19 protein-coding genes are annotated in these 26,940 nt (G+C 74.3%); 11 read left to right on the top strand and 8 right to left on the bottom strand.

Going from position 1 to position 26,940, the window contains the following annotated elements:
• Positions 1–59: 59 nt before the first annotated feature.
• The 3 genes from ABGA99_RS22545 to ABGA99_RS22535 are packed head-to-tail and all read right to left on the bottom strand — an operon-like array spanning position 60 to position 4,367.
• Complete coding sequence (locus tag ABGA99_RS22545) at positions 60–2,318, bottom strand: alpha-N-acetylglucosaminidase (RefSeq protein ID WP_347579936.1); 2,259 nt, start codon at positions 2,316–2,318, stop codon at positions 60–62.
• A 31-nt stretch (positions 2,319–2,349) separates the two neighbouring features.
• A complete protein-coding gene (locus tag ABGA99_RS22540; RefSeq protein WP_347579937.1) occupies positions 2,350–3,567 on the bottom strand; it encodes a Gfo/Idh/MocA family oxidoreductase in 1,218 nt (405 codons plus the stop codon).
• A complete protein-coding gene (locus tag ABGA99_RS22535) occupies positions 3,564–4,367 on the bottom strand; it encodes a DeoR/GlpR family DNA-binding transcription regulator (protein ID WP_347579938.1) in 804 nt (267 codons plus the stop codon). Before ABGA99_RS22535 ends, ABGA99_RS22540 begins: the two co-directional genes overlap by 4 nt.
• A gap of 96 nt (positions 4,368–4,463) precedes the next feature.
• Here ABGA99_RS22535 and ABGA99_RS22530 point away from each other — a divergent pair, with 96 nt between their 5' ends.
• Positions 4,464–5,351, top strand: a complete 888-nt coding sequence (locus ABGA99_RS22530) for a sugar isomerase (RefSeq protein WP_347580024.1) — start codon at positions 4,464–4,466, stop codon at positions 5,349–5,351.
• A gap of 21 nt (positions 5,352–5,372) precedes the next feature.
• Here the strand turns inward: ABGA99_RS22530 and ABGA99_RS22525 are convergent, their stop codons facing one another.
• The gene (locus tag ABGA99_RS22525) at positions 5,373–7,034 is read right to left on the bottom strand and encodes an acetolactate synthase large subunit (RefSeq protein ID WP_347579939.1); all 1,662 of its coding nucleotides are present in this window, start codon (positions 7,032–7,034) and stop codon (positions 5,373–5,375) included.
• Between the two features lie 186 nt (positions 7,035–7,220).
• On the opposite strand from ABGA99_RS22525, the gene ABGA99_RS22520 reads away from it, so the two are divergent.
• Positions 7,221–9,458 (top strand): ATP-binding domain-containing protein, encoded by a 2,238-nt coding sequence (locus ABGA99_RS22520; protein WP_347579940.1) that lies wholly within the window; start codon positions 7,221–7,223, stop codon positions 9,456–9,458.
• 87 nt (positions 9,459–9,545) lie between these two features.
• On the opposite strand, the gene ABGA99_RS22515 is transcribed toward ABGA99_RS22520, so the two are convergent.
• From ABGA99_RS22515 to ABGA99_RS22500, 4 genes are read right to left on the bottom strand one after another with little or no spacing between them, the layout of a single operon-like run.
• Positions 9,546–11,984 carry a glycoside hydrolase family 3 N-terminal domain-containing protein gene (locus tag ABGA99_RS22515; RefSeq protein WP_347579941.1) on the bottom strand — a complete coding sequence of 813 codons (2,439 nt, stop codon included), beginning with the start codon at positions 11,982–11,984 and terminating at the stop codon, positions 9,546–9,548.
• Positions 11,981–12,799 carry a carbohydrate ABC transporter permease gene (locus tag ABGA99_RS22510; protein WP_347579942.1) on the bottom strand — a complete coding sequence of 273 codons (819 nt, stop codon included), beginning with the start codon at positions 12,797–12,799 and terminating at the stop codon, positions 11,981–11,983. Before ABGA99_RS22510 ends, ABGA99_RS22515 begins: the two co-directional genes overlap by 4 nt.
• Complete coding sequence (locus ABGA99_RS22505; protein ID WP_347583299.1) at positions 12,799–13,752, bottom strand: sugar ABC transporter permease; 954 nt, start codon at positions 13,750–13,752, stop codon at positions 12,799–12,801. Before ABGA99_RS22505 ends, ABGA99_RS22510 begins: the two co-directional genes overlap by 1 nt.
• A 6-nt stretch (positions 13,753–13,758) precedes the next feature.
• Complete coding sequence (locus tag ABGA99_RS22500) at positions 13,759–15,060, bottom strand: extracellular solute-binding protein (protein WP_347579944.1); 1,302 nt, start codon at positions 15,058–15,060, stop codon at positions 13,759–13,761.
• Between the two features lie 141 nt (positions 15,061–15,201).
• On the opposite strand from ABGA99_RS22500, the gene ABGA99_RS22495 reads away from it, so the two are divergent.
• The 9 genes from ABGA99_RS22495 to ABGA99_RS22455 all read left to right on the top strand — a co-directional run bounded on the left by ABGA99_RS22495 (position 15,202) and on the right by ABGA99_RS22455 (position 26,871).
• Positions 15,202–16,233, top strand: a complete 1,032-nt coding sequence (locus tag ABGA99_RS22495; RefSeq protein ID WP_347583298.1) for a LacI family DNA-binding transcriptional regulator — start codon at positions 15,202–15,204, stop codon at positions 16,231–16,233.
• 185 nt (positions 16,234–16,418) lie between these two features.
• On the top strand, positions 16,419–17,384 hold the full coding sequence (locus ABGA99_RS22490) for a pectate lyase (RefSeq protein WP_347579946.1): 966 nt from the start codon (positions 16,419–16,421) through the stop codon (positions 17,382–17,384).
• A gap of 295 nt (positions 17,385–17,679) precedes the next feature.
• Positions 17,680–18,813, top strand: a complete 1,134-nt coding sequence (locus ABGA99_RS22485) for a PQQ-dependent sugar dehydrogenase (protein ID WP_347579947.1) — start codon at positions 17,680–17,682, stop codon at positions 18,811–18,813.
• Positions 18,814–18,910: 97 nt separating this feature from the next.
• Entirely contained in the window at positions 18,911–19,840 is a 930-nt protein-coding gene (locus ABGA99_RS22480) for an SDR family oxidoreductase (RefSeq protein ID WP_347579948.1), read from the top strand.
• Positions 19,837–20,376, top strand: a complete 540-nt coding sequence (locus ABGA99_RS22475; protein WP_347583297.1) for a carboxymuconolactone decarboxylase family protein — start codon at positions 19,837–19,839, stop codon at positions 20,374–20,376. Before ABGA99_RS22480 ends, ABGA99_RS22475 begins: the two co-directional genes overlap by 4 nt.
• A 312-nt stretch (positions 20,377–20,688) precedes the next feature.
• Positions 20,689–22,095 carry a sulfatase-like hydrolase/transferase gene (locus ABGA99_RS22470; RefSeq protein ID WP_347583296.1) on the top strand — a complete coding sequence of 469 codons (1,407 nt, stop codon included), beginning with the start codon at positions 20,689–20,691 and terminating at the stop codon, positions 22,093–22,095.
• Between the two features lie 39 nt (positions 22,096–22,134).
• Positions 22,135–22,668: a winged helix-turn-helix domain-containing protein gene (locus ABGA99_RS22465; protein ID WP_347579951.1), complete on the top strand. Its 534-nt coding sequence runs from the start codon at positions 22,135–22,137 to the stop codon at positions 22,666–22,668.
• A 55-nt stretch (positions 22,669–22,723) separates the two neighbouring features.
• On the top strand, positions 22,724–23,662 hold the full coding sequence (locus ABGA99_RS22460; RefSeq protein ID WP_347579952.1) for an LLM class flavin-dependent oxidoreductase: 939 nt from the start codon (positions 22,724–22,726) through the stop codon (positions 23,660–23,662).
• 515 nt (positions 23,663–24,177) lie between these two features.
• Positions 24,178–26,871 (top strand): FAD/NAD(P)-binding protein, encoded by a 2,694-nt coding sequence (locus ABGA99_RS22455; protein WP_347583306.1) that lies wholly within the window; start codon positions 24,178–24,180, stop codon positions 26,869–26,871.
• Positions 26,872–26,940 lie beyond the last annotated feature (69 nt).

The raw sequence follows: 26,940 nt of genomic DNA, 5'->3' as shown, positions 1-26,940 counted from the left end.
TACGGGGTGGTGGCCACCCGTACCCGTACCGCGGCTGTGGGCCCCGCGGGAGCCGCCGCTCAGCGCACGAGCGCGGCGAGCGGGTCGCGGGCCAGGACACGCACCGTCTCCTCGGCGAGCCGGCGGATGTCGCCGCGCGGCTTCTCGGGGTAGCGGTCGCGGCGGCGCGCCCAGGCGTCCTCGTAGGCGAACCAGTCGACGGCGGCCGGCTCCTCGCCGGTCGCCAGGGCCGTGTCGAGCGTGGTGAAGTAGGTCCTCCAGCGGCTGTGGTAGAAGTCGCCGAGCAGGCCCTGCCATTCGCGGTTCGCGTAGTCGTGCAGCCCGGCCTCGCTGCCGGCGCGCGGGCCCCAGGTGGTGATCAGCGAGCGGGCGTCGTACTCCAGCAGGTCGCGCTCGGCACTGTCGGCGCCCCACGCGCGGGCCTCGGCGAGATGCCGGCCGAGCAGGTGCTGCGGGTCGGTGCCCACCACCCGGTCCAGCAGCCGGATCAGCTCCAGCCAGGCGGCGGTCAGCTCGCGCAGCGCGGCGCGGTCGCCGGCCTCGTACGCCTCCTTGATCCGCGCCAGCAGCGGGCGGCTGCGGTTGGCGAGCGCCTGTCTGGCGACGTCCATGAGGTCGTAGCGGTACGCGGCGGAGCGGCGCAGCCCGGGGGCGACGGCGAGGAGTTCGGTGAGCGCGCGGTCGAAGGCGGCGATGTCGTAGCGGTCCTCCTGCGGGCTCCAGGCGGCGGCGCTGCGGACGGTGAGACCGGGACGGGCGCAGAAGAGGCTGTCGGCGCCCTCGCTCCAGGAGTCGGCGCGCGTGGTGCCGTACGCGGTCTCGCGCAGCACCTGCCAGGCGGCGGCCGCGTGCGGGTCCTCGGCGCCGTAGCGGGCGGTGGCGTACGCGCGGAACCAGGCGTCGAGGTCGATCCGGCCCGGGGTCCAGGCGAGTTCGGTGAGCAGGGACATCGCGGCGGCGTTGTTGTCGGCGCCCTCGGGCATCATGGCGATGCCGGCCAGCGCGCTGCCCGGCTTGTCGCGCCAGGCGGGGTACAGCTCGGCCCAGTCGGGGGTGTTGGCGCCGAGGGGGGTGTGGCCGCCGAAGTTCCAGATGGCGCCGAAGGCGTAGGGGGTGCCGAGCCAGTCGGCCTCGCGGTCGGTGACGGTGGGGAAGCGGTCGGAGAGGCCGTCGAGGATGAGCATGCGGTCGCGGTCGACGGCGTCGAGGATCTCGCGGCGGGGGTTGTGCTGCCAGCCGAGGATCGCCCAGAGGGCGTCGGGGTGGGCGCGCCGGAGCGCCGCTTCCACGGCGCGGGCGGCGTCGCCCACGGGGACGCCGCCGGGGTCGCCGCCCTCGTGCAGCAGGTCCATCTTGTACAGGCCCGCGGGGCCGAGCAGGTCGCGCTGGTGGCCGTAGAAGGCGGCGGCGACCTCGGCGAAGTGCGGGTCGCGGGGGTCGAGCCAGCCGGGGCGGTCGAAGCCGACCCAGCCGCCCTGCGGGACGACGTGGGCGCCGGGGTTCTTCTCGGCGAAGCCGTCGGGGACGGTGCCGAAGTATCCGGGGAGCACGGGGGTCATGCCCAGCTCGCGTACGCGCGCGGTGATGCGGGCGCCGAGTTCGGCGCGCAGGCGCAGCAGGCGGGCGGAGACGGGGCCGCCGAAGTACGCCATGTTCTGCAGCAGCCACCAGGGCTGGTGCGCGGGGGCGGGGATCCAGGCGCGCATCTCTTCGTCGGAGTAGCCGAAGGCGCGGAAGGTCTCGTAGTAGACGGCGTCGGTGCCGACGCAGATCAGCACCTCGTTGACGCCGTGCAGCGCGAGCACGTCGAGGGCGCGCTCCCAGGCGGCGAAGTCGCGGTAGGCGCCGGTGTAGCCCTCGTTGGTGTCGTTGTACGCGAAGCGGTGCGGCACGTGCGCCTCGCCGGTGAGGGGGGCGCTCGGCGCGGGCAGCCGCGCGGGCAGGTCGAGTTGGTCGCCGTTCCAGGAGATGTGCGCCCGGGCGGCGCGCTTGAGGTACGCGCCGGCACCGGTGAGCAGCGCGCCGGTGCCGGTGGCCGCCACCGCGATGGCGCCGTGGGAGCCGGTGACGCGGTAGCGGTCGGGGCCGTCGGCGGGGAGCAGGGAGAGCTCGAACTGGCGGTGGTGGCGGGGCAGCAGCCGGGCCAGCGCCCGGCGGGCGCCCGCGGTGCCGTCCCCGCCACCGCCGTCCCCGTCGCCGTACGTGCCGTCGCCGCCGCCGCGCGCCGCGGCCGGCGCCGCGAGGCCGAGGGCCGGCAGCAGCATGGCGCCGCCGGCGATCGAGGTCCCTGCCAGGAAATGCCTGCGGTTCACGCTCATCGGTTCCTTCCGGGAAGACGGTGCTCGGGCCTCAGTGCTGATGTGCGGGCCGGCGCTGGCCGGCCGCGAAGTACGCCGCGAGCGCGGGGTCCGGCGGCGGTACGTCGTACGCCGTGCCGCCGGAGCGCAGCGAACGGGTCGCGAGCACGCCCGCGGCGACGCTCATCCGGGCGGCCAGCGGCGAGGTGTCGGTGGCGTCGCCGAGGCGGACGAAGCGGCAGAACTCGGCGATGACACGGTCGTCGGCCCGGCCGTGCGCGCCCTCGGCGGCGGGCACGCGGTGGATGGCGTCCGCGCCGGGGCGGTAGCCGGAGGGGCCGGTGTGCCAGACGCGGACCTCGTCGCCGGGGCGGTCGCCGAAGTTCTCCAGCCGGCCCTCGGTGCCGATGACGGTGTAGCTGCGCCAGTAGTCGGGGCTGAAGTGGCACTGCTGGTAGGCGGCGATGACGCCGTTGTCGAGGCGCATGTTCATCACGGAGACGTCCTCGACGTCCACCACGGGGTTCAGGTCACGGCGTGCGGCGGGCGGCCAGGTGTCGTCCCGGTGCCGGCCGGCGGGACGCGGGGTGCCGGGCGGACGGCGGGGCAGGTCGCCGTAGAGCATGAGGGCGCCGAGGGCGTGCACGCGGCTGGTGTAGCCGCCGGCGAGCCAGTGGACGACGTCGATGTCGTGGGCGGCCTTCTGCACCAGCAGCCCGGTGGTCCGGCGGCGCTCGGCGTGCCAGTCCTTGAAGTAGTAGTCGCCGCCGTACGCGACGAAGTGCCGCACCCACACCGTGCGCGGCACGCCGATGTCGCCGCGCGCGACGATGTCGCGCATCAGCCGGACGACGCCGGCGTGCCGCATGGTGTCCCCGACGTACAGCGGTGTGCCCGTCTCGTACGCGGTGCGCAAGATCGCGTCGCACTGCTCGACGGTGATGCCGAGGGGCTTCTCGACGAAGACCGGCTTGCCCGCTTCGAGCGCGGCGCGGGCGACGGTGGCGTGGGTGTCGTCGGGGGTGGCGACGACGATCGCGTCCACGCCGTCGGCGTCCGCGGCGTCGAGCAGCCGGCGGTGGTCGGCGTGGGCGACGGCGCCGGGGAAGCGCGCGCCGACGCCCGCGCGCACCACCGGGTCGGTGTCGGCGACGGCGGCCACGACGGAGCCCACCCCGGGCCGGTGGGCGGCGTCGGCGAGGTCGCCGCGCAGTCCGAGGCCGACGACCCCCAGCCGCAGGTCCGTCACGAAGCTCCCGCGCCCGCTCATGCCCGCACCACGGACATCCCCCGCTTGTCGAACCCGCGCGTCTTGTCCGCCGCCCGGTCGTCCGTGACGAGCACGTCGATGTCCGCCGGCGGGCAGATCCGGGCGAAGGTGCGGACCCCGAGCTTGGTGGAGTCGGCGACCACGACGAGCTTCGCGGCCTGCGCGGCGAGCAGCGCGTTGATGCTCGCCTCGTGCTCGTCGCGGGCGCTGGCGCCGTGCTCGGCGTCGACGGCGTCCGCGCCGACGAAGGCGATGTCGAGGCGGATCTCGCGCAGGATGTGGCCGGCGAGCGGGCCGACCAGTTCGTACGAGGACGGCATGGCGACGCCGCCGGAGACGACGACCTTCACGCTGCGCCGCACGGCCAGCTCGGCGGCGATGTTGAGGGCGTTGGTGACGACGGTCACGGCGGGCTGCCCGTCGCCGCGGGCGCCGTCGCCCTCGCCGTCGCCCCAGTCGGCGCGGGCGGCGAGCGCACGGGCCACCGCGGCCGTGGTGGTGCCGCCGTTGAGGCCGACGACCATGCCGCGCTCGGCCATGGCGGCCGCGGCCCGGCCGATGCGCTCCTTCTCGACGGCGTCCCGCCCGGCGCGGTGGCGCAGCGGCAGGTCGTAGGCCACGTCGTTCGGTACGGCGCCGCCGCGGGTGCGGACCAGCAACTGCTGCTCGGCCAGTTGGTCCAGATCGCGCCTGATGGTCGCCGCGGACACGGCCACCTCGACGGCCACGGCCTCCACGTCGAGCCGGCCACGCTCGGCCAGCAGCCGCAGCAGGGCACCGTGCCGTTCGTGCTGGTTCAACCCGAATCCTCCCAGCTAGGATGCTTGAAGATGCTTGGAATTCTGCCTTAGCATGCATGATTGAACAATGGTTCTCACACAGGGCGGGCGATGAAGATGACGTACGTAGCCGCTGAGCTGGCCGATCAGCCCGCGTGCTGGCGCCGGGCGACGGAGCTGGCGGGGGTGCACGGGCCGCTGCTGCCGCAGCCCGGGGAGCGGGTCGCCGCCGTCGGCTGCGGCACCTCCTACTTCATGGCGCAGGCCTACGCCGCGCTCCGCGAGGAGGCGGGCCACGGCGAGACGGACGCCTTCCCCGCGTCGGGCTTCCCGGCGGGCCGGCGCTACGACCGGGTGCTGGCGCTGACCCGCTCCGGTACCACCACGGAGGTGCTGCGGCTGCTGGGCACGCTGGACGGCTCGGTGCGTACCACCGCGATCGTCGCCGACGGCGCCACGCCGGTGGCCGAGGCCGCGGACGACACGGTGGTGCTGGACTTCGCCGACGAGCGCTCCGTGGTGCAGACCCGCTTCGCCACCACCGCGCTGACCCTGCTCCGCGCCCACCTCGGGGTGCAGCCGGCCACGGCGGTGGAGGACGCGGAGCTGGCGCTCGTCGAGCCGCTGCCGCAGGGACTCCTGGCCGCCCGGCAGTTCACCTTCCTCGGCGCCGGCTGGACGGTGGGCCTGGCGAACGAGGCGGCGCTGAAGATGCGCGAGGCGGCGCTGGCGTGGACGGAGTCGTACCCGGCGATGGAGTACCGGCACGGCCCCATCAGCATCACCACCTCGGGCACCGCGACCTGGATGATCGGCGAAGCGCCCGCGGGCCTGGAGGACGAGGTGCACGCCACCGGCGCGCTGTGGGTCACCGGCGGGCTCGACCCGCTGGCCGAGCTGGTCCGGGCACAGCGGCTGGCGGTGGCGCTGGCCGATGCCCGCGGCCTGGACCCGGACGAGCCGCGCCACCTGACCCGCTCGGTGATCCTCAGCCCCGCGGGCTGAGGACCACCGGGGCGGGGTCGGTCAGAACGGGCCCTGGAGGGCGCCGAGCCGGTCGGTCAGCCGCAGGTTCTCGGTGTAGTCGACGGGGCAGGAGATGACGTCCACACCGTCGTGGGCGAGGGCGTCGCGCAGCGTGGGCAGCAGTTCGTCCGCGGACTTCACCGCGTGCCCGCGGGCGCCGAAGCTCTCCGCGTACGTCACCAGGTCCGGGTTGGCGAAGCGGGTGTGGGAGTGGCGCCCCATCTCCAGCTCCATCTTCCAGGTGATCAGCCCGTACTCGTCGTCGACGAGGACGAGTACCGTCATCGGGATGCCCTCGCGGACGGCGGTCTCCAGTTCCTGGGAGTTCATCAGGAACGCGCCGTCGCCGGTCATCGCCAGCACCTGCGCGTCGGGCCGGGCGAGCTTGGCGCCGATGGCGCCGGGCACGGCGAAGCCCATGGTGGACAGGCCGTTGGAGATCAGGCAGGTGTTGGGCTCGTACGTGGGGTAGAGCCGGGCCATCCACATCTTGCCGGCGCCGGTGTCGACCAGCACCACGTCGTCGCGGCCCAGCGCCTCGCGGACGTCGGCGACGACGCGCTGCGGCGCGAGCGGGAAGGACGAGTTGCGGCGGCCGTGCGCCAGTTCCTCGGCGAGCAGGCCGCGGATGAGCCGGCCGTCGCCGTGGAACGTACGGCCGACGGCCTCCGCGAGGCCGTCGAGCGAGGACGACGGGTCGCCGAGCACACCGACCGCGACCGGGTAGTGGGAGTCGACTTCCGCCGGGAACTGGTGCAGGTGCAGGATCTGCTTGTCGCCCTGCGGGTTGATCTTGACCGGGTCGAACTCCTGCAGCTCGTATCCGACGCAGATGAGGACGTCGGCGCTGTCGAAGCCGAAGTTGGTGTAGTCGTGGCGCATGAAGCCGACGGCGCCCAGGGCGTTGGGGTGGTCGTCGGGGAAGACGCCCTTGCCGTTGAAGGTCGTCGCCACCGGGATGTCGAGCCGCTCGGAGAAGCGGATCAGGGCGTCCTTGGCGCCGGCGCGGGTGGCGCCGTGGCCGGCCAGCAGGATGGGGCGCGCGGCGCCCGCCAGCACCTCGGCGGCGCGCTCCAGTTGGGCCGGGGACGGGGCTTCGGGGCGCGGCCGGTTGATGGGCAGCGGGTCCAGCGGCGGGTCGGGAACGACGCCCTCTATGTCCTCGGGCAGCGCGAGGAACACCGCGCCGGGCCGCTCGCTCTGCGCGGTCTTGAACGCCTGGCGCACCATCTCCGGCACCGCGCCCGGGGCCCGTACCTGCTGGGACCAGTCGGTGACCGGAGCGAACATCGCGGGCAGGTCGATGACCTGGTGCGACTCCTTGTGCACCCGGTCGAGACCGCCCTGCGCGGCCAGGGCGACCACCGGGGTGCTGTTGGTGTGCGCGTCGGCGACGCCGAGCAGCAGGTTGATGGCCCCGGGGCCGAGGGTCGCTGAGCACACCCCCGCGCGGCCGGTGATACGGCCGTACATCTCCGCCATGAACGACGCGCCCTGCTCGTGGCGCACCAGGACGTAGTCGATGGAAGGTGAGGCGTTGACGGCGTCGACGAAGCGGATGTTCTCCTCGCCCGGCACGCCGAAGACGTGCGTCACGCCCTCCGCCTCCAGGCAGCGCACCAGCAGGTGCGCCACGTCTTCGGGGGTGTCTGCAGTGCTCATGCCCCGAGCGTAACCCGGCGGGCGCACGACAAAGGCTCCGCCGCAATTCGGCGGAGCCTCGGAATGCTATGCTGGGGAATTCTCTGCGCACATTCAGAAATGGTGAACCAGCGCTGGGGGAAAGTGCGATGTGGGCATTCTATCCGTGCGGGAGTTGAATTGTCAAACGAGGTGCAGAACGAGGAAATGCGACGGGAGCAGGAATTCCTTGACCTGCTCCACCGGCGCCTCACCGAGCTGCGTGACGGCGCGGCGGCGGGGGTGCAGGCGGCCCTGGCCCGGGACGGGGGCAACACCCTGCAGGCCAGACTGGAACGCGACGTCCTGGTGGCCGAACAGTCCGGGCTGCTGGCCGCGTTCAACGCCGGCGAGCACGGCCTGTGTTTCGGCCGGCTGAGCTTCCGCGACGGCCGCGACCACCACATCGGCCGCATCGGCATGCGCGCGGACGACGAGGAGCGCACGCCGCTCGTCGTCGACTGGCGGGCCGAGGTGGCCCGCCCCTTCTATCTCGCCACCGGCCACACCCCCATGGGCCTGCGCCGGCGGCGGCACATCTCCACCGAGGGCCCCCGGATCACGGGCCTGCACGACGAGATCCTCGACCTCACCGACACCGAGCGCACCGGGCTGGAGGGTGCCGACGCAGACGCGGTGCTCCTCGCCGCTCTCGACGCCGCCCGCACCGGCCGGATGCACGACATCGTGCAGACCATCCAGGCCGACCAGGACCGCATCATCCGCGCCCCGCACCGCGGCGTCCTCGTCGTCGAGGGCGGGCCCGGCACCGGCAAGACCGCCGTGGCCCTGCACCGCGCCGCGTATCTGCTCTACGCCCACCGCGAGCAGCTCGCCCGCCGCGCCGTGCTCATCGTCGGCCCGGGCCCCGCCTTCCTCGGCTACATCTCCGAGGTGCTGCCCGCCCTCGGCGAGACCGGCGTGCTGCTCGCCACCCCCGGCGAGCTGTTCCCCGGTGTCGACGCCACCGGCACCGACACCCCGGCCGCCGCGGCGGTCAAGGGCGGCACGGCGATGGCCGGCGCGCTCGCCGCGTACCTCCAGGACCGCCAGCGCCTCCCGGAGTCGACCGTCGTCATCCCGCACGAGGACGGCGAGCTGCACCTCGACCACTGGCTGGCCAACGCGGCCCGCCGGCGCGCCCGGGACACCGAACTGCCGCACAACGCGGCCCAGCCGCACTTCGCCTTCAACGTCATCGACGGGCTGACCCGGCAGCTCACCGACCGCCTCGGCGACGACCCGTTCGGCGAGGAGAACCTGCTGGGACCTGACGACATCGCCCAGCTCGGCAAGGCGGTCGCCGCCAACGAGGACGTGCACGCGGCCATCGCGGAGCTGTGGCCGCTGCTGACGCCGCAGGAGCTGGTCGCGGACTTCCTCGCCGAGCCGGTGCATCTGCCGGAGGCGGACGCGGAGTTGATCCGCCGCGCCGGCGGGCCCTGGACGCCGGCGGACGTGCCGCTGCTGGACGAGGCGGCGGAGCTGCTCGGAGACGACGGCCCGGCGCAGGCGGCGGCGCGGGCGCGCGCGGAGGCGGAGCGGCAGGAGCGGATCGCGTACGCGCAGGGCGTGCTGGAGATGTCGTACGGTTCGCGCACCCAGGAGTTCGAGGACCGCGACGACGACGAGGCGGAGGTGCTGGCGGCGCACGACCTGATCGACGCCGAGCGGCTGGCCGAGCGCCAGGAGGAGGCCGACAACCGCACGGCGGCGGAGCGGGCGGCGGCGGACCGGACCTGGGCCTTCGGCCACATCATCGTCGACGAGGCGCAGGAGTTGTCGCCGATGGCGTGGCGGCTGCTGATGCGGCGCTGCCCGACCCGGTCGATGACGCTGGTCGGCGACCCGGCGCAGACGGCGGAGCCGGGGGCGTGCGGGGCGTGGGAGGCGATCCTCGGCCCGTATGTGGAGAAGCGCTTCGAGCACCTCACGCTGGGCGTCAACTACCGTACGCCGGCGGAGATCATGGAGGTCGCGGCCGAGGTGGCACGGGCGGAGGACCCCGGGTACGCGCCGCCGCGCTCGGTGCGTACCACGGGCGTACGGCCCTGGGCCGAGCGCGCCGGGGAGTCGCCCGGCGCCGTGCCCGCGGCGGTCGCGGCGGCCGTGGCCCGGGAGTCGGGGGGCGCGGGGCGGCTGGCGGTGATCGCACCGCGGGAGCTGCTGCCGGCGCTGGCGGCGGCGCTGCCCGACGCGGCCTCGGGCGCGGCGCCGGACCTGACGCGGCCGGTGGTGCTGCTCGGGCCACGGCAGGCGAAGGGGCTGGAGTTCGACACGGTGATCGTCGCGGAGCCGGCGCTCTTCGGGGGCAGCGACCTGTACGTGGCGCTGACCCGGGCGACGCAGCGCCTCGGCGTCGTCTACGCGGACGCGCTGCCGGCGGCGCTCGGCGGGCTCGCCTAGCGCGGGAAGGTCGGTGCGCCGCACCGGACCGGGAGGAGCCCGGTGCGGCACACCCGCCCGGCCTGCGGCCGGGCTGTCAGGGGGCGCTCACCCGCCGTCGGCCCCGTCCCCGGGCGCCGCGGCCGGGGCGCCCGGGTCGCGGTGCGGGTCGAACGCGGCGTGCAGCCGGCGGGTGTGGTCCACGTACCGCGGCGGGCCGGTCAGCGTCACCGCCGCGGTGAGGCGCGGCGCCGCACTCGATGCCGACAGCCGCAGCTCCAGCGCGCCCGGCTCCACCACGCGGCGCCCGTCGCGGCCGGTGAACGAGGCCACGTCGGCCGGCACGACGGCGCGTACCCGGCGCTCCTCCCCCGCGCGCAGCGCCACCCGGGCGTAGCCGACGAGGCGCTGCACCGGCTGCACGACGGAGGCCACGGGGTCGTGCAGATAGAGCTGGACGACCTCGGTGCCGTCCCGCTCGCCGGTGTTGCGGACGGTGAAGGACAGCGCGAACTCGCCGTCCGTGGCGCACTCGTCGGCCGCCACCTCCAGCCCCGACCAGGCGAACGTCGTGTACGACAGCCCGTGGCCGAACGCGAACGCCGCGGTCGGGTCGACGTTGGACACCTCGTTCACCTGGCCCAGCCGGGGCGCGAGATACGTCGTCGGCTGGGCCCCCGGGCCGCGCGGCACGCTCACGGGCAGCCGGCCCGACGGGTTCGTCCGGCCGCCGAGCACGCCGGCCACCGCCGTCGTGCCCTCCACTCCGGGGAAGAAGGACTGGACGATCGCGGCCGCCTCGTCCGCCGCCCGCCCGAGGGCGTACGGCCGCCCGGCCAGCAGCACGGGCACCACGGGGGTCCCGCTGTCCAGCAGGGCGTCGAGCAGATCCTGCTGGACGCCGGGCAGCGCCAGCGACTCCGCGTCGCAGCCCTCGCCGCTGGTGCCGCGGCCGAAGAGCCCGGCGCGGTCGCCGAGCGCCGCGATCACGACGTCGGCCGCGCGGGCGGCCCGTACCGCCTCGGTGATGCCGTCCGTCTCCGGGCCGTCGACGGAGCAGCCCGCGGTGACGGTGACGGTGGCGTCCGGGAACTCCCGGCGCAGCGCCTCGTGGAGCGTGGGCAGTCCGATCCCGACCGGGATCTCCGGGTGCTTGACGCCGACGTGGACGGGGAACGAGTAGCAGCCGAGGACGGCGTGCGGGTCCTCGGCGTTGGGGCCGACGAGGGCGATACGGCGCGGGCGGTGCAGCGGCAGGGTGCCGTCGTTGGCGAGGAGCACCACGGCCTGCTCGGCGACCTCGCGGGCCAGCTCCCGGTTGGCGGCGGAGTCCAGGTCGACGGTGCCGCGCACCGCGTCCGGCTCGGCCGCCGCGCCGGCCGCGGCCAGCGCCGCCGGCACCGGCGTCCAGCCGGCGTCCAGCAGTCCCAGCCGGACCTTCTGCGTCAGCACCCGGGCCAGCGCGCGGTCGACCAGGCTCTCGTCGACCCGCCCGTCGGCGATCGCCGCGAGCAGCGGCGGCCCGAAGGTCTTGACGGTCGGCAGCTCCACGTCCACCCCGGCCGCCAGCGCGGCGCCTGCGGCACCGGCCCAGTCGCCGGCCACGCCGTGCAGCGTACGGAGGAAGGAGATGCCGAAGTAGTCGGCCACGACGGTGCCGTCGAAGCCCCAGGTCTCCCGCAGCAGCCCGGTCAGCAGCGGCGCGTCGGCCGCGGAGGGCACGCCGTCGGTGTCGGTGTACGAGCTCATCACCGACCCCACGCCGCTTTCCCGCAGCGCCATCTCGAACGGCGGCAGCAGCACGTCCGCGCGCTCGCGCTCGCCCACGGCGACCGGGGCCAGGTTGCGCCCGGCACGGGAGGCGGAGTAGCCGACGAAGTGCTTGAGGGTGGCGAGGACGCCGGCGGACTGCAGGCCCTGGATGTACGCGGTGGCCACCGTGCCGACGAGGTACGGGTCCTCGCCGATGGTCTCCTCCACCCGGCCCCAGCGCACGTCGCGTACGACGTCCAGGACCGGCGCGAGCCCCTGGTGCACGCCGACGGCGCGCATGTCCCGGCCGATGGCCGCGGCCATCCGCCGCACCAGCGCCGGGTCGAACGTCGCGCCCCACGAGAGCGGTACGGGGTACGCGGTCGCGCCCCAGGTCGCGAAGCCGGCCAGGCACTCCTCGTGGGCGAGGGCCGGGATGCCGAAGCGGCCCGCGGCCACGACCCGTTCCTGGGTGCGCATCAGCGACAGCGCGCCGAGCGCGGGATCGACGGGCGCGGTGCCGAACGGCCGCGTCAACTGGCCGAGCCCGGCGGGCAGCAGCGCGCCGAGGTCGACGGCCTCCTCCATCTCGTGCTGGTACGGCGCCACTTCGCCGCCTTCGGCGGAGGCGCCGACCCAGACTCCGAAGAGCTGGGCGACCTTCTCCTCCACGCTCATGGCGGCGATCAGCGCCGATACGCGGGTGCCGGTGTCGTGTGCGGGGTCGTTCCACACGGGGGTGGCCGTGTCCGGGGCGTCTGCCCGGGGTGTCTCTACTGCCACGTTCGCGGTCACTTTCCTCCGACGCCCATGAGGCCCTGGACCAGGGCACGCCGGGCGAACAGGTAGACGAGCAGGACGGGAATCATCGACAGGACCACGGCGGCCAGCAGCCCGGGCGCGTCGATGCCGCGCTCGGTCTTGAAGTTGTAGAGGCCGAGCGTGATGACCTTGGTGCTGTCGGACTGGGTCAGGACCAGCGGGAAGAGGAAGCCGTTCCACGCCTGGAGGGCGGAGAAGACCACGACGGTGGAGAGGCCGCCCCGGGAGAGCGGGAGGACCAGTTGGAAGAACACCCGCCGGGGGGTGGCACCGTCCATCGCCATGGCCTCGAAGAGTTCCTTGGAGATGTCCCGCATGGTGCCGCTGAGGATCAGCGCGGAGACCGGCAGGCAGAACGCGGCCGTGGGCAGGATGACACCGATGAGGTTGTCGTAGAGGCCGGCCTCGCTGATGAGGTAGAACATCGGGACGATCACGGCCTGGAGCGGGATGGCCAGGCCGAGCAGGAAGAGCCGGAAGACGCCGGTGGTGACCGGGCCGCGGTTGCGCACGATGGCGTACGACAGCGGCGGCACCAGCAGGAGCACGATGCCGACGACGCAGACGGTGACGAGCAGGGTGTTGAGGAAGTACCGGCCGAAGCCGGTGTCGAAGGCGCCGGTGTAGTTGTCGAAGGTGATGTCGCCGGGGAAGGCCAGCGGGCCGCCCTGGGCGAAGTCCGAGCGGGTCTTCAGGGTCGCCGAGATCATCACGTACAGCGGCAGCCCGACGAGGAAGAGCCAGACCAGCGAGCCGGCGCCGGCGAGGAAGTGGGGACGCCGTCTCATCACAGGCCCTCCGTGGTGCTGCGCATCTTGTCGTAGCCGGACAGCCGCACCATGACCAGCGAGATGAGCGTCGCCGCGAGCACCAGGACGAGCGCGATGGCCGCGCCGACGCCGTAGTCGAAGCTCTTGAAGGCCCGTTCGTACATGTAGTACGCGCTGATGGTGGTGTCGGTCCCCGGGCCGCCTTGCGTGAGGATGAGGACGGTCTCGAAGGTGGTGAGCCCGCCGACGACCATGAGGATCATCGATGTGATCATCGCGTTGCGCAGTTGCGGCAGCGTGATGTGGAAGAACTGCCGGTAGCGCCCGGCGCCGTCGATCTCCGCCGCCTGGTACAGCACGGGCGGGACGGCCCGCGCCGCCCCCTGGTAGATCAGCGTGTGGAACGGGGTGAACTGCCAGGTGCTGACGAAGGCCAGGACGCCGATCGCGGACGCCTGCTCGCCGAAGAGGTTGCCGTCGCCAAAGAGCCAGGTGGCCTCCGCGGGCACGCCGAAGTTGGGGTCGAGCATGGCGCCCCAGACGACCGCCACCGCGGTGGCGGACAGCAGCAGCGGGAGGAAGTAGACGGCCGAGAGCACGGCGCGGTTCTTCTGGTGGCCGGCCGCCCAGACGCCGAGCAGGATGCTCAGCGGGGTCTGGATCGCCACGCCGAGCCCGGTGAGCAGCAGGCTCAGCCAGATGCTCTTGATCATCACGGGGTCGTCGAGGACCCGCCGCCAGTTGTCAAGCCCGGTGAACTCCGGGTCGCCGATGCCGTCCCAGCTCATGAAGGACAGCACCGCGACCATGATCAGCGGTACGACGGCGAAGGCGGCGAAGAACAGCGTGGCGGGAGCCGCCCAGAGAAAGCCCGGGCGGCCCACGTCGGCCACGTTCGTGGTCCGCGTCCGGCGCCGCCGCCGCTCGGCGGGCGGGGCGGCGGGACGGACGCGCGTCATCTGTGTGGTCATGGGGCGTCAGGAAGTCGGCAGGGCCTGCATGGCCGAGATGAAGCCGTCCTCGTCGAGCTGTCCGTTGAAGAACTGCTGGACGGCCTTGTGCATGTCGGTGGCGGCGGCCTGCGGGTAGGCCTGGTCCCAGGAGAGCTGGAAGTGCGGCGCCTTCTCGACCAGGTCGTACTGGTACTTCGAGTACTCGGGGCTGGCCGCCTGGTCGAGGAAGTCCGGGGTGTTGGTCGTCGTCGGCAGGTTGCCGATGGACAACTGGTCCTTCACGAACGTGTCGGAGTACATGAGCTTGAGGAACTCCGCGATGGCCTCGGGGTGTTCGGCCTTCTTCATCACCGAGTAGTAGTTGTTGGTGTTGCCCGCGAGGTTCGCCGGGTCGCCCTTGCCGCCGTCGACGACCGGGAAGGCGCTGTAGCCGAGGTCCTCGGCGGCGAACGCCTCGTCCAGGCTCTGCTGGGTGGAGTAGTACCAGGAGCCCATCAGCTCGAAGCCGGCCTTGCCGGAGGCGACGAGCTGCGGCGAGCCGTTGTTGGTGAACTTCACCGAGTCGTACGTGTCGCCGAACGCGCCGGCGTCGACGAGCTCGCGGATCATGCCGAGTGCCTGCCGGCTGTCGTCGCTCGCCCACGCCTCCTTGTCGCCGTCCAGCGCCTGCTGGAACAGCTCGGGGCCCGCGATGCGGTCGTAGAGGTACTGGAACCACATCTGGGTGGGCCACATGTCACCGCCGCCGAGCGCGATCGGGGTGACGCCGGCGTCCTTCAGCTCCGCCACCGCGGCCAGCAGGTCGTCCCAGGTCTCGGGCGGCTGCACGCCGGCCTCGTCCAGCACCTTCTTGTTGTGGAACAGCATCACGGGCTGCGTGCCGCGCATCGGGATGCCGTACGCCTTGCCGTCCACGACCGAGGCGTCGAAGACCGAGGGCAGGAAGTTGTCCTTCAGGCCCGGGTCCTTCTTGATGAAGTCGTCGAGCGGCAGCAGCAGGTCGGCGTCGACGAACGGCTTGATGCTGCCGCCGCCCCAGTGGAAGAAGACGTCGGGTGCCTGCGGAGTGCTGATGATCGTCTGCAGCTTCTGCTGGTAGTCGGCGCCCGGGATGGTGTCCAGGCGGGCCTTGACCTTGGACGTCTTGTTGAACTCGTCGACGAGCTTCTTCTCCACCTTGTTGGTGGCGTCGCCGTAGACGAGGACGGTGAACTCGTTCTCGCCGGAGGCCGATCCGCCGTCGTCGCCGCAGGCCGCCAGGCTCAGCGTGAGCCCCAGCGCCACACCGCCGGCGAGTATGCGGGGCATCCGCCTACGTGTCTTCATACATACGCCTCTCGAAAATTTCGTCCCGAACACCGAAAGTCGATGTAGGGCTGGACAGTAGGCGAGCTGTCGCAGACGGTCAACGGGCCTGCGGCCGCGCGACCAAACCGTTACCGCTGACCGTGCCTTATCCTTCGAACCATGCGCGAAGACGACGACGTGGCCGGCCGAGTGACCCTGGCCGAGGTAGCGACGCAGGCCGGGGTGTCACTCTCGACGGTTTCGAAAGTTCTCAACGGGCGATCCGATGTCTCTCGGCCCACGCGCACGAAAGTCGAGCAACTGCTGGAGACGCACGGCTACCGCCGCCGGGCCCAGGCCGCCCCGCAGGCGCCGCTCATCGAGCTGGTCTTCCACGAGCTGGAGAGCGTCTGGGCGATGGAGCTGATCCGCGGCGTGGAGAACGTCGCCAAGCAGAACCACGCGAGCGTCGTCCTCACCGAGAGCGGTACGCGGCACGCGCCTGACCCCGACTGGATCGAGGGCGTCCTGCGGCGCCGGCCGCTCGGCGTGGTGCTGGTCTTCTCCACGCTGCCCGACCGGGTGAAGATGCAACTGCGCTCGCGCGCCATCCCGTTCGTCATCGTCGACCCGGCGGGCGACCCCGAGCCCGACGTGCCCTCCGTCGGCTCCGCCAACTGGTCCGGCGGCATGGCCGCCACCCGCCACCTCATCGAGCGCGGCCACCGGCGGATCGCCATCATCACCGGCCCCGAGGACATGATGTGCTCCCTCGCCCGGCTCGACGGCTACCGCTCGGCGATGGCCATGGCCGGCCTCGACGTCGACCCGGCCCAGATCCGCTTCGGCGACTTCCACGTCCAGGGCGGCTTCGATCACGCCATGGAGCTGCTCGACGGGCCCGGCCGGCCCACCGCCGTGTTCGCGGGCAGCGACCTCCAGGCCCTCGGGGTGCTGGAGGCGGCCCGGCTGAAGGGGCTGAGCGTGCCGGACGAGCTGTCGGTCGTCGGCTACGACGACGTGCCCCTGGCCCAGTGGTCCAGCCCCGCGCTCACCACCGTCCACCAGCCGCTGCGGCAGATGGCGGAGGAGGCGGCGCAGATGCTGCTGCGCCCGCGCGAGCCCGGCAAGGGGGCGCTGCGCATGGAGCTGGCCACCCGGCTGGTGGTACGGCAGAGCACGGCGGCGCCCGCGGAGCCGGCCGGTCCGTAGCAGCCGGGCCTCCCTCCGCCCGGGCCGGGCCGAAGTCCCGTACGCCGCCCGGGGGGATCCCGTACCTCCGCAACGGCACCGCGACCGGCAACCTCCCGCCGTCCGGCGGCAACCCACGGCCGGAGCGTGCCGCCGCCAGGCGGGCGCGCATCCCCCCACCCGCACACGTACCGGACGGAGAGCACATGCGCACGCACAGGAGGAAGCCCCGCACCATGTTCGTCGTCGCCACCGCGACGGCCACCGCCGCCGCCACCGCCGCCCTGCTGGTCCCGGGCGCGCTGGCCGACGAGGCCGCCCCGGCCGCGGCCGCCCCCATCGGCTTCGGCGCCGGCACCACCGGCGGCGCCGGCGGCCCGACCGTGAGGGTGTCGGACGCGGCCGCGTTCACCGCCGCGGTACAGAGCGCAGGACCGCGGATCGTCCAGGTCGACGGCACCATCCAGCTCGGCGGCATGACCAAGATCGCGTCCGACAAGACCGTCGTCGGCGTCGGCGGCAACGGCCGCATCAGCGGCGGAGGCGGGCTGAACATCAGCGAGGTCAGCAACGTCATCGTGCAGAACCTGACCATCTCGGGCAGCGACGACGACAACGTCAACGTCCAGTACGCCACGGACGTCTGGCTGGACCACAACACGCTGACGGACGCGAGCGACGGCAACCTGGACATCAAGCGCGCCTCGGACGACATCACGGTCTCGTGGAACCGCTTCCACGGCCAGGACAAGAACGCGCTGCTCGGCCACAGCGACTCCAACGCAGGCGAGGACGCCGACGCCCTGCACGTCACGTACGCCTTCAACTGGTTCGACGGCACCAACCAGCGCAACCCGCGGGTCCGCTTCGGCAACCCGGTGCACGTGCTCAACAACTACTACGACGACATCGGCTCGTACGGCGTCGCCTCCACCGAGGACGCCGGGGTGCTGATCGAGGGCAACTACTTCGAGAACACCGAGGACCCCTTCCACCTCGGCGAGGCCAGCTCGGGCCCCGGCACGATCGAGGCCCGCGACAACCACTTCCAGAACTCCGGCACCGGTGAGGCCGGCGGCTCCGTCGCGGACATCCCGTACGGCTACTCCGTACAGCCGGCGCAGAGCGTCAAGAGCACCGTGACCGGCGGCGCCGGCGCCGGGAAGCTCTGAGAGACGGCGCTGCGCGCCGCGGGCGGGCCCCGCGGGACACGTCCTGCCCCTCCCGCGGAGCGAAGTCCCCCGCGGCGCGCAGCGCTTCACCGGCGTACGGCACCGCCGTCCGGCTCCCCGGCACCCGCCCGGCACGGCCGACGGCGGACCGAACCCCCCTTCCCCGGGGCGAGGTTGCGGTATTCAACGGGAACGGCGCGCGGGTTATCCTCCTGCGCACCAGGGGCATGCCCCGACCGTGCGAGCGCACGCACCGTTCCCCCCACACCCTCAACCCCACCCCAGGAGGGTCACCATGAGAGTGCGTACCATCTCGGCGATCGCCGCCGGGTTCTGCCTCGCCGTCTCCGGCGTCGCCCTGTCCGCGGCCAACGCGGACCCGCCCGCAAAGCCGAAGCGTGCGGCGGTCGAGCTGACCACCGTGGCCGAGGCCCGGAACCCGAGCGCCGGCACCGCCGGCCCCGGCGACTCGGTCTGGATCGCCGAACGCGCGGGCACCGTCCGCGTCCTCACCGACTCGGGACTCGGCGAACCCGTGCTCGACATCTCGGACGACACGACGACCGACGGCGAGCGCGGACTGCTCGGCATCGCCTTCGACCCGGAGTTCGCGCACTTCTACGTCTCCTTCACGGACCGGGAGGGCACCAGCACCGTCGACGAGTTCGCCGTCGCGGACGGCGCACTCGACCCCGGCTCGCGGCGCACCGTCCTCACCCAGGAGCAGCCCTACTCCAACCACAACGGCGGCCAGATCGCCTTCGGCCCCGACGGGATGCTGTACATCGCCCTCGGCGACGGCGGTGCGGGCGGCGACCCGCACGACTACGGCCAGAACCTCGACACCCTGCTCGGCAAGCTGCTGCGGATCGATCCGGGCGGCGGCGACCCGTATGCGATCCCCGAGGACAACCCCTTCGCCGACGACGGCGACGCGCGCGGTGAGATCTGGGCGTACGGGCTGCGCAATCCGTGGCGGTTCTCCTTCGACGCCGAGACCGGCGACCTGTGGATAGGCGACGTCGGGCAGAACAGGGTCGAGGAGATCGACTACGCCCCGGCCGGCAGCCCCGGCGGCGAGAACTACGGCTGGGGCCGGATGGAGGGCTCCGAGGTCTTCGACGGCGAGGAGCCGGCGAACCACGTGCCGCCGGTCCACGAGTACGGCCGCGACGGTCTCGGCTGCTCGGTCACCGGCGGCTTCGTCTACCGCGGCGAGGCGATCCTGGACCTGGCCGGTCAGTACCTGTTCAGCGACTACTGCGACGGCACCGTCCGCGCTCTGCAGGTCGAGAACGGCGAGGTCACGGGCGAGAGCGACCTCGGCGTCAGTGGCGGCGAGGTGATCTCCTTCGTCCAGGGCGGCGACGGCGAGTTGTACGTGCTGGACCTCGGCGGGCCGATCCAGCGCCTGGATGCGGCCGGGTAGTCCGCACCGGCCCGCGGGCCGCCGCAGCGCGGCCCGCGGGCACCGGCGGGCGCACGCCCCATTCCGGTCGCGGGCGCGGGACGTTACCGTGCGGTAGATGAAGCGACCGGGGTTCAGGGATCTGACGGGACGACGGGTCTTCGTCACCGGCGCGGCGGGCGGCATCGGCCGCGCCACCGCCGCGCTGGCCGCGGCCCGCGGCGCGGAGCTGTTCCTCACCGACCTGGACGGGGACCGCCTCGACGCCACCGTCGCGTGGCTACGGGCCCGGGGCGGGACCGTACGCCACGCGGGCACCGCCGACATCGCCGACCTCGACGCGGTACGGGCCGTGGCCGACGACGTGCACGCCGCTGCGGCCGGGCCGATGGACGTGGTGATGAACATCGCCGGGATCTCGGCGTGGGGCACGGTGGAGCATCTGGAGCACCGGCACTGGCGCGCCATGGTCGAGGTCAACCTGATGGGCCCGGTGCACGTCATCGAGGCGTTCGTGCCGCCGATGATCGCGGCCGGCCGGGGCGGGCACCTGGTCAACGTCTCCTCGGCGGCGGGCCTGCTCGGACTGCCGTGGCACGCGGCGTACAGCGCGGGCAAGTTCGGGCTGCGCGGCGTCTCCGAGGTGCTCCGCTTCGACCTGCGCCGGCACGGCATCGGCGTCAGCCTGGTCTGTCCCGGCGCGGTGGACACGCCGCTGACCGAGACCGTGGAGATCGTCGGCGTGGACAAGGAGAGCAAGGCGTTCAAGCGGCTCCAGGCAGGCTTCCGCCGGCAGGCGGAGTCGCCGGAGGCGGTCGCCGGAATGATCCTCAAGGGCGTGGCACGGAACCGCTATCTGGTGCACACCTCCGCGGGGGTACGGGCCGCGCACGGGCTGCAGCGCGTGGCGCCGCCGCTGTACGCGCTGGCGATGCGGGCGATGAACTCCGCCACCCACCGGCTGCTGCGCCGCGCGGTCCTCGCCCCGCCCGAGCGGACCGCTCCCGGCGGCGACCGGCTGCCCCCGAAGGACGGGGACGCACGGTGAGCGCGCCGCGCATCGCCCCCGGCGGGCGCCGCGACGTGGGCGCGGCGACCTGGCTGCTCAGCCGCGCGGCGGGCCGCGTCGCCGGCACCCGGCCGCCCGCGCTCTTCCTCGTCCTCGGCCGGCACCGCCGGCTGTTCCGGGGCTGGCTGCGGTTCGCCGGCCGGCTGATGCCCCGCGGCACGCTGCCGCGCCGGGAGACGGAGCTGGTGATCCTGCGGGTGGCGCATCTGTGCGGCTGCGCGTACGAGTTCGAGCACCACCGCAGGCTCGGCCGCCGGGCCGGGCTGACCCCCGCCGACGTGGCCCGGGTCGAGGCCGGGCCCGACGCGGACGGGTGGACGGAGCGGGAGGGCGCCCTGCTCGCCGCCGTCGACGCGCTGCACCACGACCGGGACCTGGACGACGCGCTCTGGCGACGGCTGCGGACACACCTGGACGAGCAGGCGGCCATCGAACTGCTGCTGCTCGCCGGGCACTACGAGATGCTCGCCACGACCATCGCCGCACTGCGCCTGGCGCCGGACGCGGCCCGCTAGCGGGCCCGCCGCGGCCCTCCCGTACCCCCGATCAGGGGTCGGCATTCAGCCGTTCCACAGTTTTCCGACCAAATTTCTAGGAAAACCATTGACGCAGGCCAGCGCGGTACGCAGGATGGTGGGCATGTCCTCGACGCGGGCGCTTCTCTTCCGCCGCAGGCACGTCGACTTCTGTCACGTAGCCAGCGCCGTCTGCCGTCACGGCTAGCCGCCGGCCGACTTCCTCCGCACCCCTGACCCGCCCGCGCCGCAGCCGTCGCCGTCCGCGCGCCGGTGGGCCGGCTCCCCCTGCCCTCCGTCCTCGGGAGACCCATGTCCTCCTCCCCGTCCCGCCGCGCCTTCGGCGGACTGCTGGGCTCCGCCGCCACCGCGGCCGCCCTCGGCACCGCCGCCTCGCCCGCCGTCGCCCAGACCTCCGAAACCCCCTTCCGCGCCGCCGCCGACCGCACGGCGCGGCGGCCCAACATCCTCTTCGTCCTCGCCGACGACCTCGGCTGGGCGGACCTCTCCGGCTACGGCTCCCCGCACATCCGCACGCCGCACCTGGACCGGCTCGCCCGCCAGGGCGTGCGGTTCACCCAGGCCTACTCGGGCTCGGCGACCTGCTCGCCGACCCGCTTCTCGCTCTACACCGGCCGGCACCCCGGCCGTACCGAAGGCGGGCTCGCGGAGCCGATCGCCGACAGGTCGGCGGGCCTGGAGCCCGGCCACCCGACGCTCGCGTCCCTGCTGCGCGACGCCGGCTACGCCACGGCGCTCATCGGCAAGTGGCACTGCGGCTTCCTGCCGGACTACAGCCCCACGCGCTCCGGCTGGGACAGCTTCTTCGGCAACTTCGGCGGCGCCCTGGAGTACTACTCCAAGCTCGGCTCCGGCGGCGAGTACGACCTGTACGAGGGCGAGGTCGAGTACCGCGACCTGCGCTACTACACCAGAGTGCTCACCGAGCGCGCCGTACGGCACCTGCGCACCCGCGACGCACAGCCGTGGCTGCTCAACCTCAACTTCACCACCCCGCACTGGCCGTGGATCGCCGACGGCGACGAGGCGGAGAGCGCCGAGATCGTCCGCCGCATCAAGGCCGGCGACCGCCGCGCCCTGTGGCACGCGGACGGCGGCTCGCTGGAGAAGTACCGCGACATGGTCGAGGACCTCGACCGCTCCGTCGGCCAGGTGCTCGCCGCGCTGCGCGCGAGCGGGCAGGAGCGCGACACCCTCGTCGTCTTCGCCAGCGACAACGGCGGCGAGCGCTGGTCCCACCAGTGGCCGCTGTCCGGCGAGAAGGCGTCGCTGCAGGAGGGCGGGATACGCATACCGCAGATCGCCCGCTGGCCCGCGCGCCTGGACGGCGGCCAGGTCAGCCACGTGCCGCTGTACTCCCCCGACTGGACCGCCACGCTGCTGGAGCTGGGCGGCGCCCGCCCGGCCGCCTCCCATCCGCTCGACGGCCGCAGCCTCGCCGGCTACCTGCTGCGCGGCGAGGACCCGCCCGAGCGGGACCTGTTCTGGCGGGTGCGCGGGGAGCGGGCGCTGCGCCGCGGCGACTGGAAGTACCACCGCGGCAAGGACGGCGCGGACCGCCTCTTCGACCTCGCCCACGACCCGCGCGAGCGGGCCGACAAGGCGTCCGTACGGCCCGAGTTGCTGGCCCGGCTGCGTACCGCGTGGGAGAAGACGGACGCCGGTCTGCTGCCGTACCCCGCGCCGGCCGCCGGCTGACCGCCCGTCCCGCTCCGACCACCCGAAGGAGACCGACCCATGACCCACTCCCTCCCCGCCCAGGGAACCGGGGGCGAAGCCGCGGGCGCCGTACGCCATCTGCGCCTGGTGCGTGAGCCCGCACGGCACGGCGAGCGCACCGCGGACGGCAAGCCGCTCCTCGGCTACGTCGTGCTCGTGCCGCCGGGCCTCGATCCCGCGGACCTCCTGGCCGAGGGCGCCGACGCCGCGCCGCTGCAGCGGGCGCCGCAGAGCGCGGGCCCGCCGGACGCGCCGCCCGGCGGCGGGCCCGTGCGCATCGACGTGGAGCGGCGGGTGGCCGAGGTGGACGGGCAGCCGATGGACCTGACGTTCCTGGAGTTCGAGCTGCTCGCCCATCTCGTCGCCCACCCCCGCCGGGTGCACTCGCGCGAGTCGCTGGTGACCACCGTCTGGGGCTACAGCCACGTCGGCGACGGCCGCACGGTCGACGTCCACGTCGCGCGGCTGCGCCGCAAGCTCGGCGCGGCCCACCGGCACCGGATCGTCACGGTCCGGCGCATGGGCTACAAGTACGAGCCGATCGAGCCCTGACGCGCCCCGGTCTCGCCCCCTCTCCGTTCCTCCCCTACCGAAAGGCGAGCTCCCCATGGCCGCCCAGCTCCACCTCTCCGCAGCCCTCGACGACGCGACCGACGACCACCGCCCCGCCCACGCCGGCGGCGCGAGCCCCCCGCCGCCGTACGCGCGCTGGACCCGGCTGGTGCGCCTGGCCGAGCAGGGCGGTCTCGACTTCGTCACGCTCGACGGCGCCGGCGGTCCGGGCGGCGGCCCGGGGCGGCTCGACGTGCTGGCCGTGCTCGCCCGGGCGGCCGGCAGCACCAGCCGCATCGGGCTCGTCCCGGCCGTCGCGGCGCTGCCCGCGGGGCGGTTCGCGCCGCTGACGTCCGCCGCGGCACGCATCGCCGTCGACGGCCGGGCCGGCTGGCTGGTACGCACCGCGCTGCCCGGCGACGGCCCCTTCGGCACGCAGCCGCACGTCCGGGACGCGCACGGCGCGGGCGGGCCCGGCCGGCGCCCCACCGCCCGCCGGCCCCTGTCCGGCGCCCGGCTGCGCCGGCCGCACCGGCCGCCGGTGGCGGTGGTGCTCGACGTGCACGGTCCCGACCGGCGCTGGCTGCAGGCCGCCCGGCACGCCGACGTGGTGCTCCTGGACGCCGAGCACCCGGCGGCCGCCCAGGTCTGCCGCGCGGCGCTCAAGCACCAGGCGGCGGCCGCGGGCCGCGACCCGCACGCCCTGCGGGTGCTGCTGCGCCTCGGGGTGGATCTCGGCCGCGGCGGCGGGCGCGGGCTGCGGCCGCGGGCGGAGACGCTGCACTTCGCCGGGTCGCCGGCCGAGTTGGCGGGAATCCTGGCCGAGTGGCACGCGGAGGGGGTGGCCGACGGCTTCCACCTGCTGCCGGCGCATGCGGCCACCGACCTGCTCGCGGTCGTGTACGGGCTGGTGCCCAAGCTGCGCGAGCGCGGGGTGTTCCGCTCCGGCTACCGCGGGCGGACGCTCCGCGAGCACCTGGCGCCGACGGCCTGACCGCCGGCCGCCCGGCCGCAGACCGCCCGGCCGCCGGCCCCCGCGGGAGGACCGGGGCGCCGGCAACGCAGCGGCCCCGTACGGCTCAGTGAGCCGTACGGGGCCGCTGCCGTGCCGCCCGCGGCCGGCGGTGCTGGCACCGGCCGGGGCGTCCTGGGGGGCGTACGCCGGTCACGTACGCGCATTTCCGTGAACCGGACGGCCGTGCAGGAGCGGCCGTGGAAGGGAGCAGGGCCCTTCGCACTCCTCCGGGTTAGCGAAGGGCCCTGCCCGTCTGTGTGGAGCCCGGTACGGCCTCGCGTCTCCGCGGTCCGGTCACCGTCTCCGACCGATTCCTAGTATTCCCATCGGTGTGCTAGGAATTATGGAAGCAGTAGCCTCGTCACGTCAACAGGTGCCCGGGGGTGGACCCGAACCCGGGACGCGAGATCATGGACGAGTCAGTTCCCGGCTCAGCTGGAGGTACCGTGGCCGCGCCTTCGTCTTCCCCCGCCGCTGGTTCCGCCCGCCATGTCGTGGCCGTCGTCGGCGCGGGCGCCGCGGGGGCCCTGACCGCGATGCAGCTCTGCGAGACCGCCGTCCGGCGCAGCACGCCGCTGGAGCTGGTGCTGATCGACCCGGCGCCCGAGGCGGGCCGCGGCGTCGCGTACGCCACCCCCGACCCGCGGCACCGGCTGAACGTCCCGGCCGGCGGCATGAGCTGCTACCCGGACGACCCCACGCACTTCGTGCGCTGGCTCCGCGCCCACGGCGAGCCGGCCGCCTCCGCCTGCGATTTCGTCTCCCGGCACCGCTACGGCGCCTATCTGGCCGACTCCCTCGGCCAGGCCGTCATCCGCGCCCACGGCACCGTCGCGGTCAGGCGGCTGCGGACGAAGGCGACGGGCTGTACGTGGACCGCCGGCGGGCGCGCCACCCTGCGCCTCGCCGACGGTCGTACCCAGCGGGCCGACAGCGTCGTCATCGCCACCGGACCCACGCCCGGTCCCCGCGCCTGGGCCCCGGCGGCCCTGCGCACCAGCGACCGCTTCGTCCCCGACCCCTGGGCGCCCGGCGCCCTCGACGCACTTGCGGAGGACGCGCACGCCGCCGCCGACGTACTGCTCGTCGGCACCGGCCTGACCGCCGTGGACATGGCGCTGACCCTGGAGCGGCCCGGCCGCCGCGTGCATGCCGTCTCCCGCGGCGGCGAACTGCCCCGCCCGCATGCCCTGACCGCGCTGCCGCCCCTCCAGGCGGACCCCGGCCTGCCCGGGCTGCCGCTGGCGGAGCTGCGCGCCGCCGTGCGCCGCCACGTGGCCGCCGCCGTACGCGCCCACGGCGACTGGCGTCCCGCCGTGGACGGGCTGCGCCCGCTGACGCAGGCGATGTGGGCCCGGCTCTCCGACGACGACCGGGCCGACTTCCTGGCCCGCGACGCCTCCCGCTGGAACGTCCACCGCCACCGCATGCCCCCGGCCACCGCGGAGTCCGTACGGCGGGCCCTGGCCGCCCGGCGGCTGCGGCTGCACACCGGGCAGGTGCGGGACGTCGCCGAGGGTCCTGACGGCGGCCTGGCCGTCACGCTGAGCGACGGCCGGACGCTGCGCGTCGGCTGGGTGGTCGACTGCACCGGTCCGGGGCTGCGCGTCGAGGAGTGCGCCGACCCGCTGTGGCGGGGGCTGCTCGCGGACGGCATCGCCACGCCTGGCCCGCTGGGCATCGGGGTGGCCACCGACGCCGGCCGGCTGCGCCCGGGCCGCGACCCGGCGATACGGGCCGGCTCCCCCGGCGCCGCTCCCCCGCCGCTGTTCACCCTCGGCGCGGCCCGCCGCGGGGAGCTGTGGGAGACCACCGCCGTGCCGGAGATCCGCGTCCAGGCCGCCGAGGTCGCCGCCGCCGTGCTGGAGCCGCTGCGCGAGCCGGTACGGGGCCGGCGCCGGCCCACGGACATCAACGGCCTGCCCCTTTCCACGCACGCCGCTGCCGCCGCCTCGTACCGGGTGGGGCTGGAGCGGCTGCTGAAAGTCCGCGCCGGCGCCGAGACCGCGCTCGCCCGGGCCGTGGAGCTGGACCCCGGCTTCGCCCTCGGGCACGCGGCGCTCGCGCTCGTCGGGCACGAGTGCGGCGCCGAGGTCGACGTCCCGCGGGCGCTGGCCGACGCGCAGCGCGCCGCGCACGAACGCGCGGACGAGCGGGAGCGGGCCTTCGTGGAGGTCGTGACCCGGCGGATCGCCGGCTCCGGCGGTGACGAGGCGCTGACCCGGCACCTGGCCGCGTACCCGGGCGACGCGCTGGCGCTGAGCGTCGCCGTGCCCACCATCGCGTTCTCGGGCGTCACCGACCTCGACGGCGCCATGGCCCGCCGGCTGGTGGAGCGCACCACGTCCGCGTACGAGGGGCACTGGTTCCACACCTCGCTGCTGGCCTTCATGCGCCAGGACGACGGCCGCTTCGACGAGGCCGGGGAACTGGCCCGACGGGCGCTGGCCGTGGAGCCGGCCGCGGGTCACGCCGTGCACGCGCTCGCCCACGTCCACTACGAGACCGGGGCCCACGAGCGCGGGCGGGACTGGCTGGACGGCTGGATCGGCGACCAGGGCCGCGGCGCCACGCACCGGGCGCACTTCTCCTGGCACGTCGCCCTGCACGAGCTCGCGCTCGACGACCCGGACGCGGTACGGCGGCGCTGGTTCGCGCAGTTGGCGCCGGGCCGGGTGAACGGAGTGCGGGCGCTGGTGGACTCGGGGTCGCTGCTGTGGCGGGCCCGGATGTCCGGGTGCTGGACCGGCGAGCAGCCGGTGGAGGGCGTGCTGGCGGCGGTCGAGCGGGAGGTCGTGGAGCGGCCGGCGACGCCGTTCACCGCGATGCACAGCGCGGTGGCGCTGACCGCCGCGGGCGACCTGGCGGCGCTGCGCCGCCTGCGTGCGCACGCGGCGGGCGCGGACCCGGTGCAGCGTGAGGTCGTCGCGCCGCTGTGCGAGGCGCTGGAAGCGGTGCTGGAGGAGCGCTGGCCGGACGCGGTGGCGCGGCTGGAGTCGATCCGGCCGGTGCTGCGCAAGGTCGGCGGCAGCGCGGCGCAGCGCGAAGTGGTGGAGGAGACGCTGCTGTTCGCGCTGGTGTCGGGCGGCAGGTGCGAGGCGGCCCGGCGGCTGCTGGAGACCCGGCTCGACCGCCGCGACTCCCCCGCCGACCACCGCCGCCTCGCGGCCCTGCCCGGGCTGGACTGACCTCCGTACGGCACGGCCTGTCCGTACGGCGTCGCCCCGCGGGCCGCGCCGTACGGAGCAGCGCAGGGC

Source organism: Streptomyces sp. B5E4, assembly GCF_039871555.1.
Lineage (GTDB): Bacteria > Actinomycetota > Actinomycetes > Streptomycetales > Streptomycetaceae > Streptomyces.
This window is presented reverse-complemented; position numbering and strand designations above follow the sequence as displayed.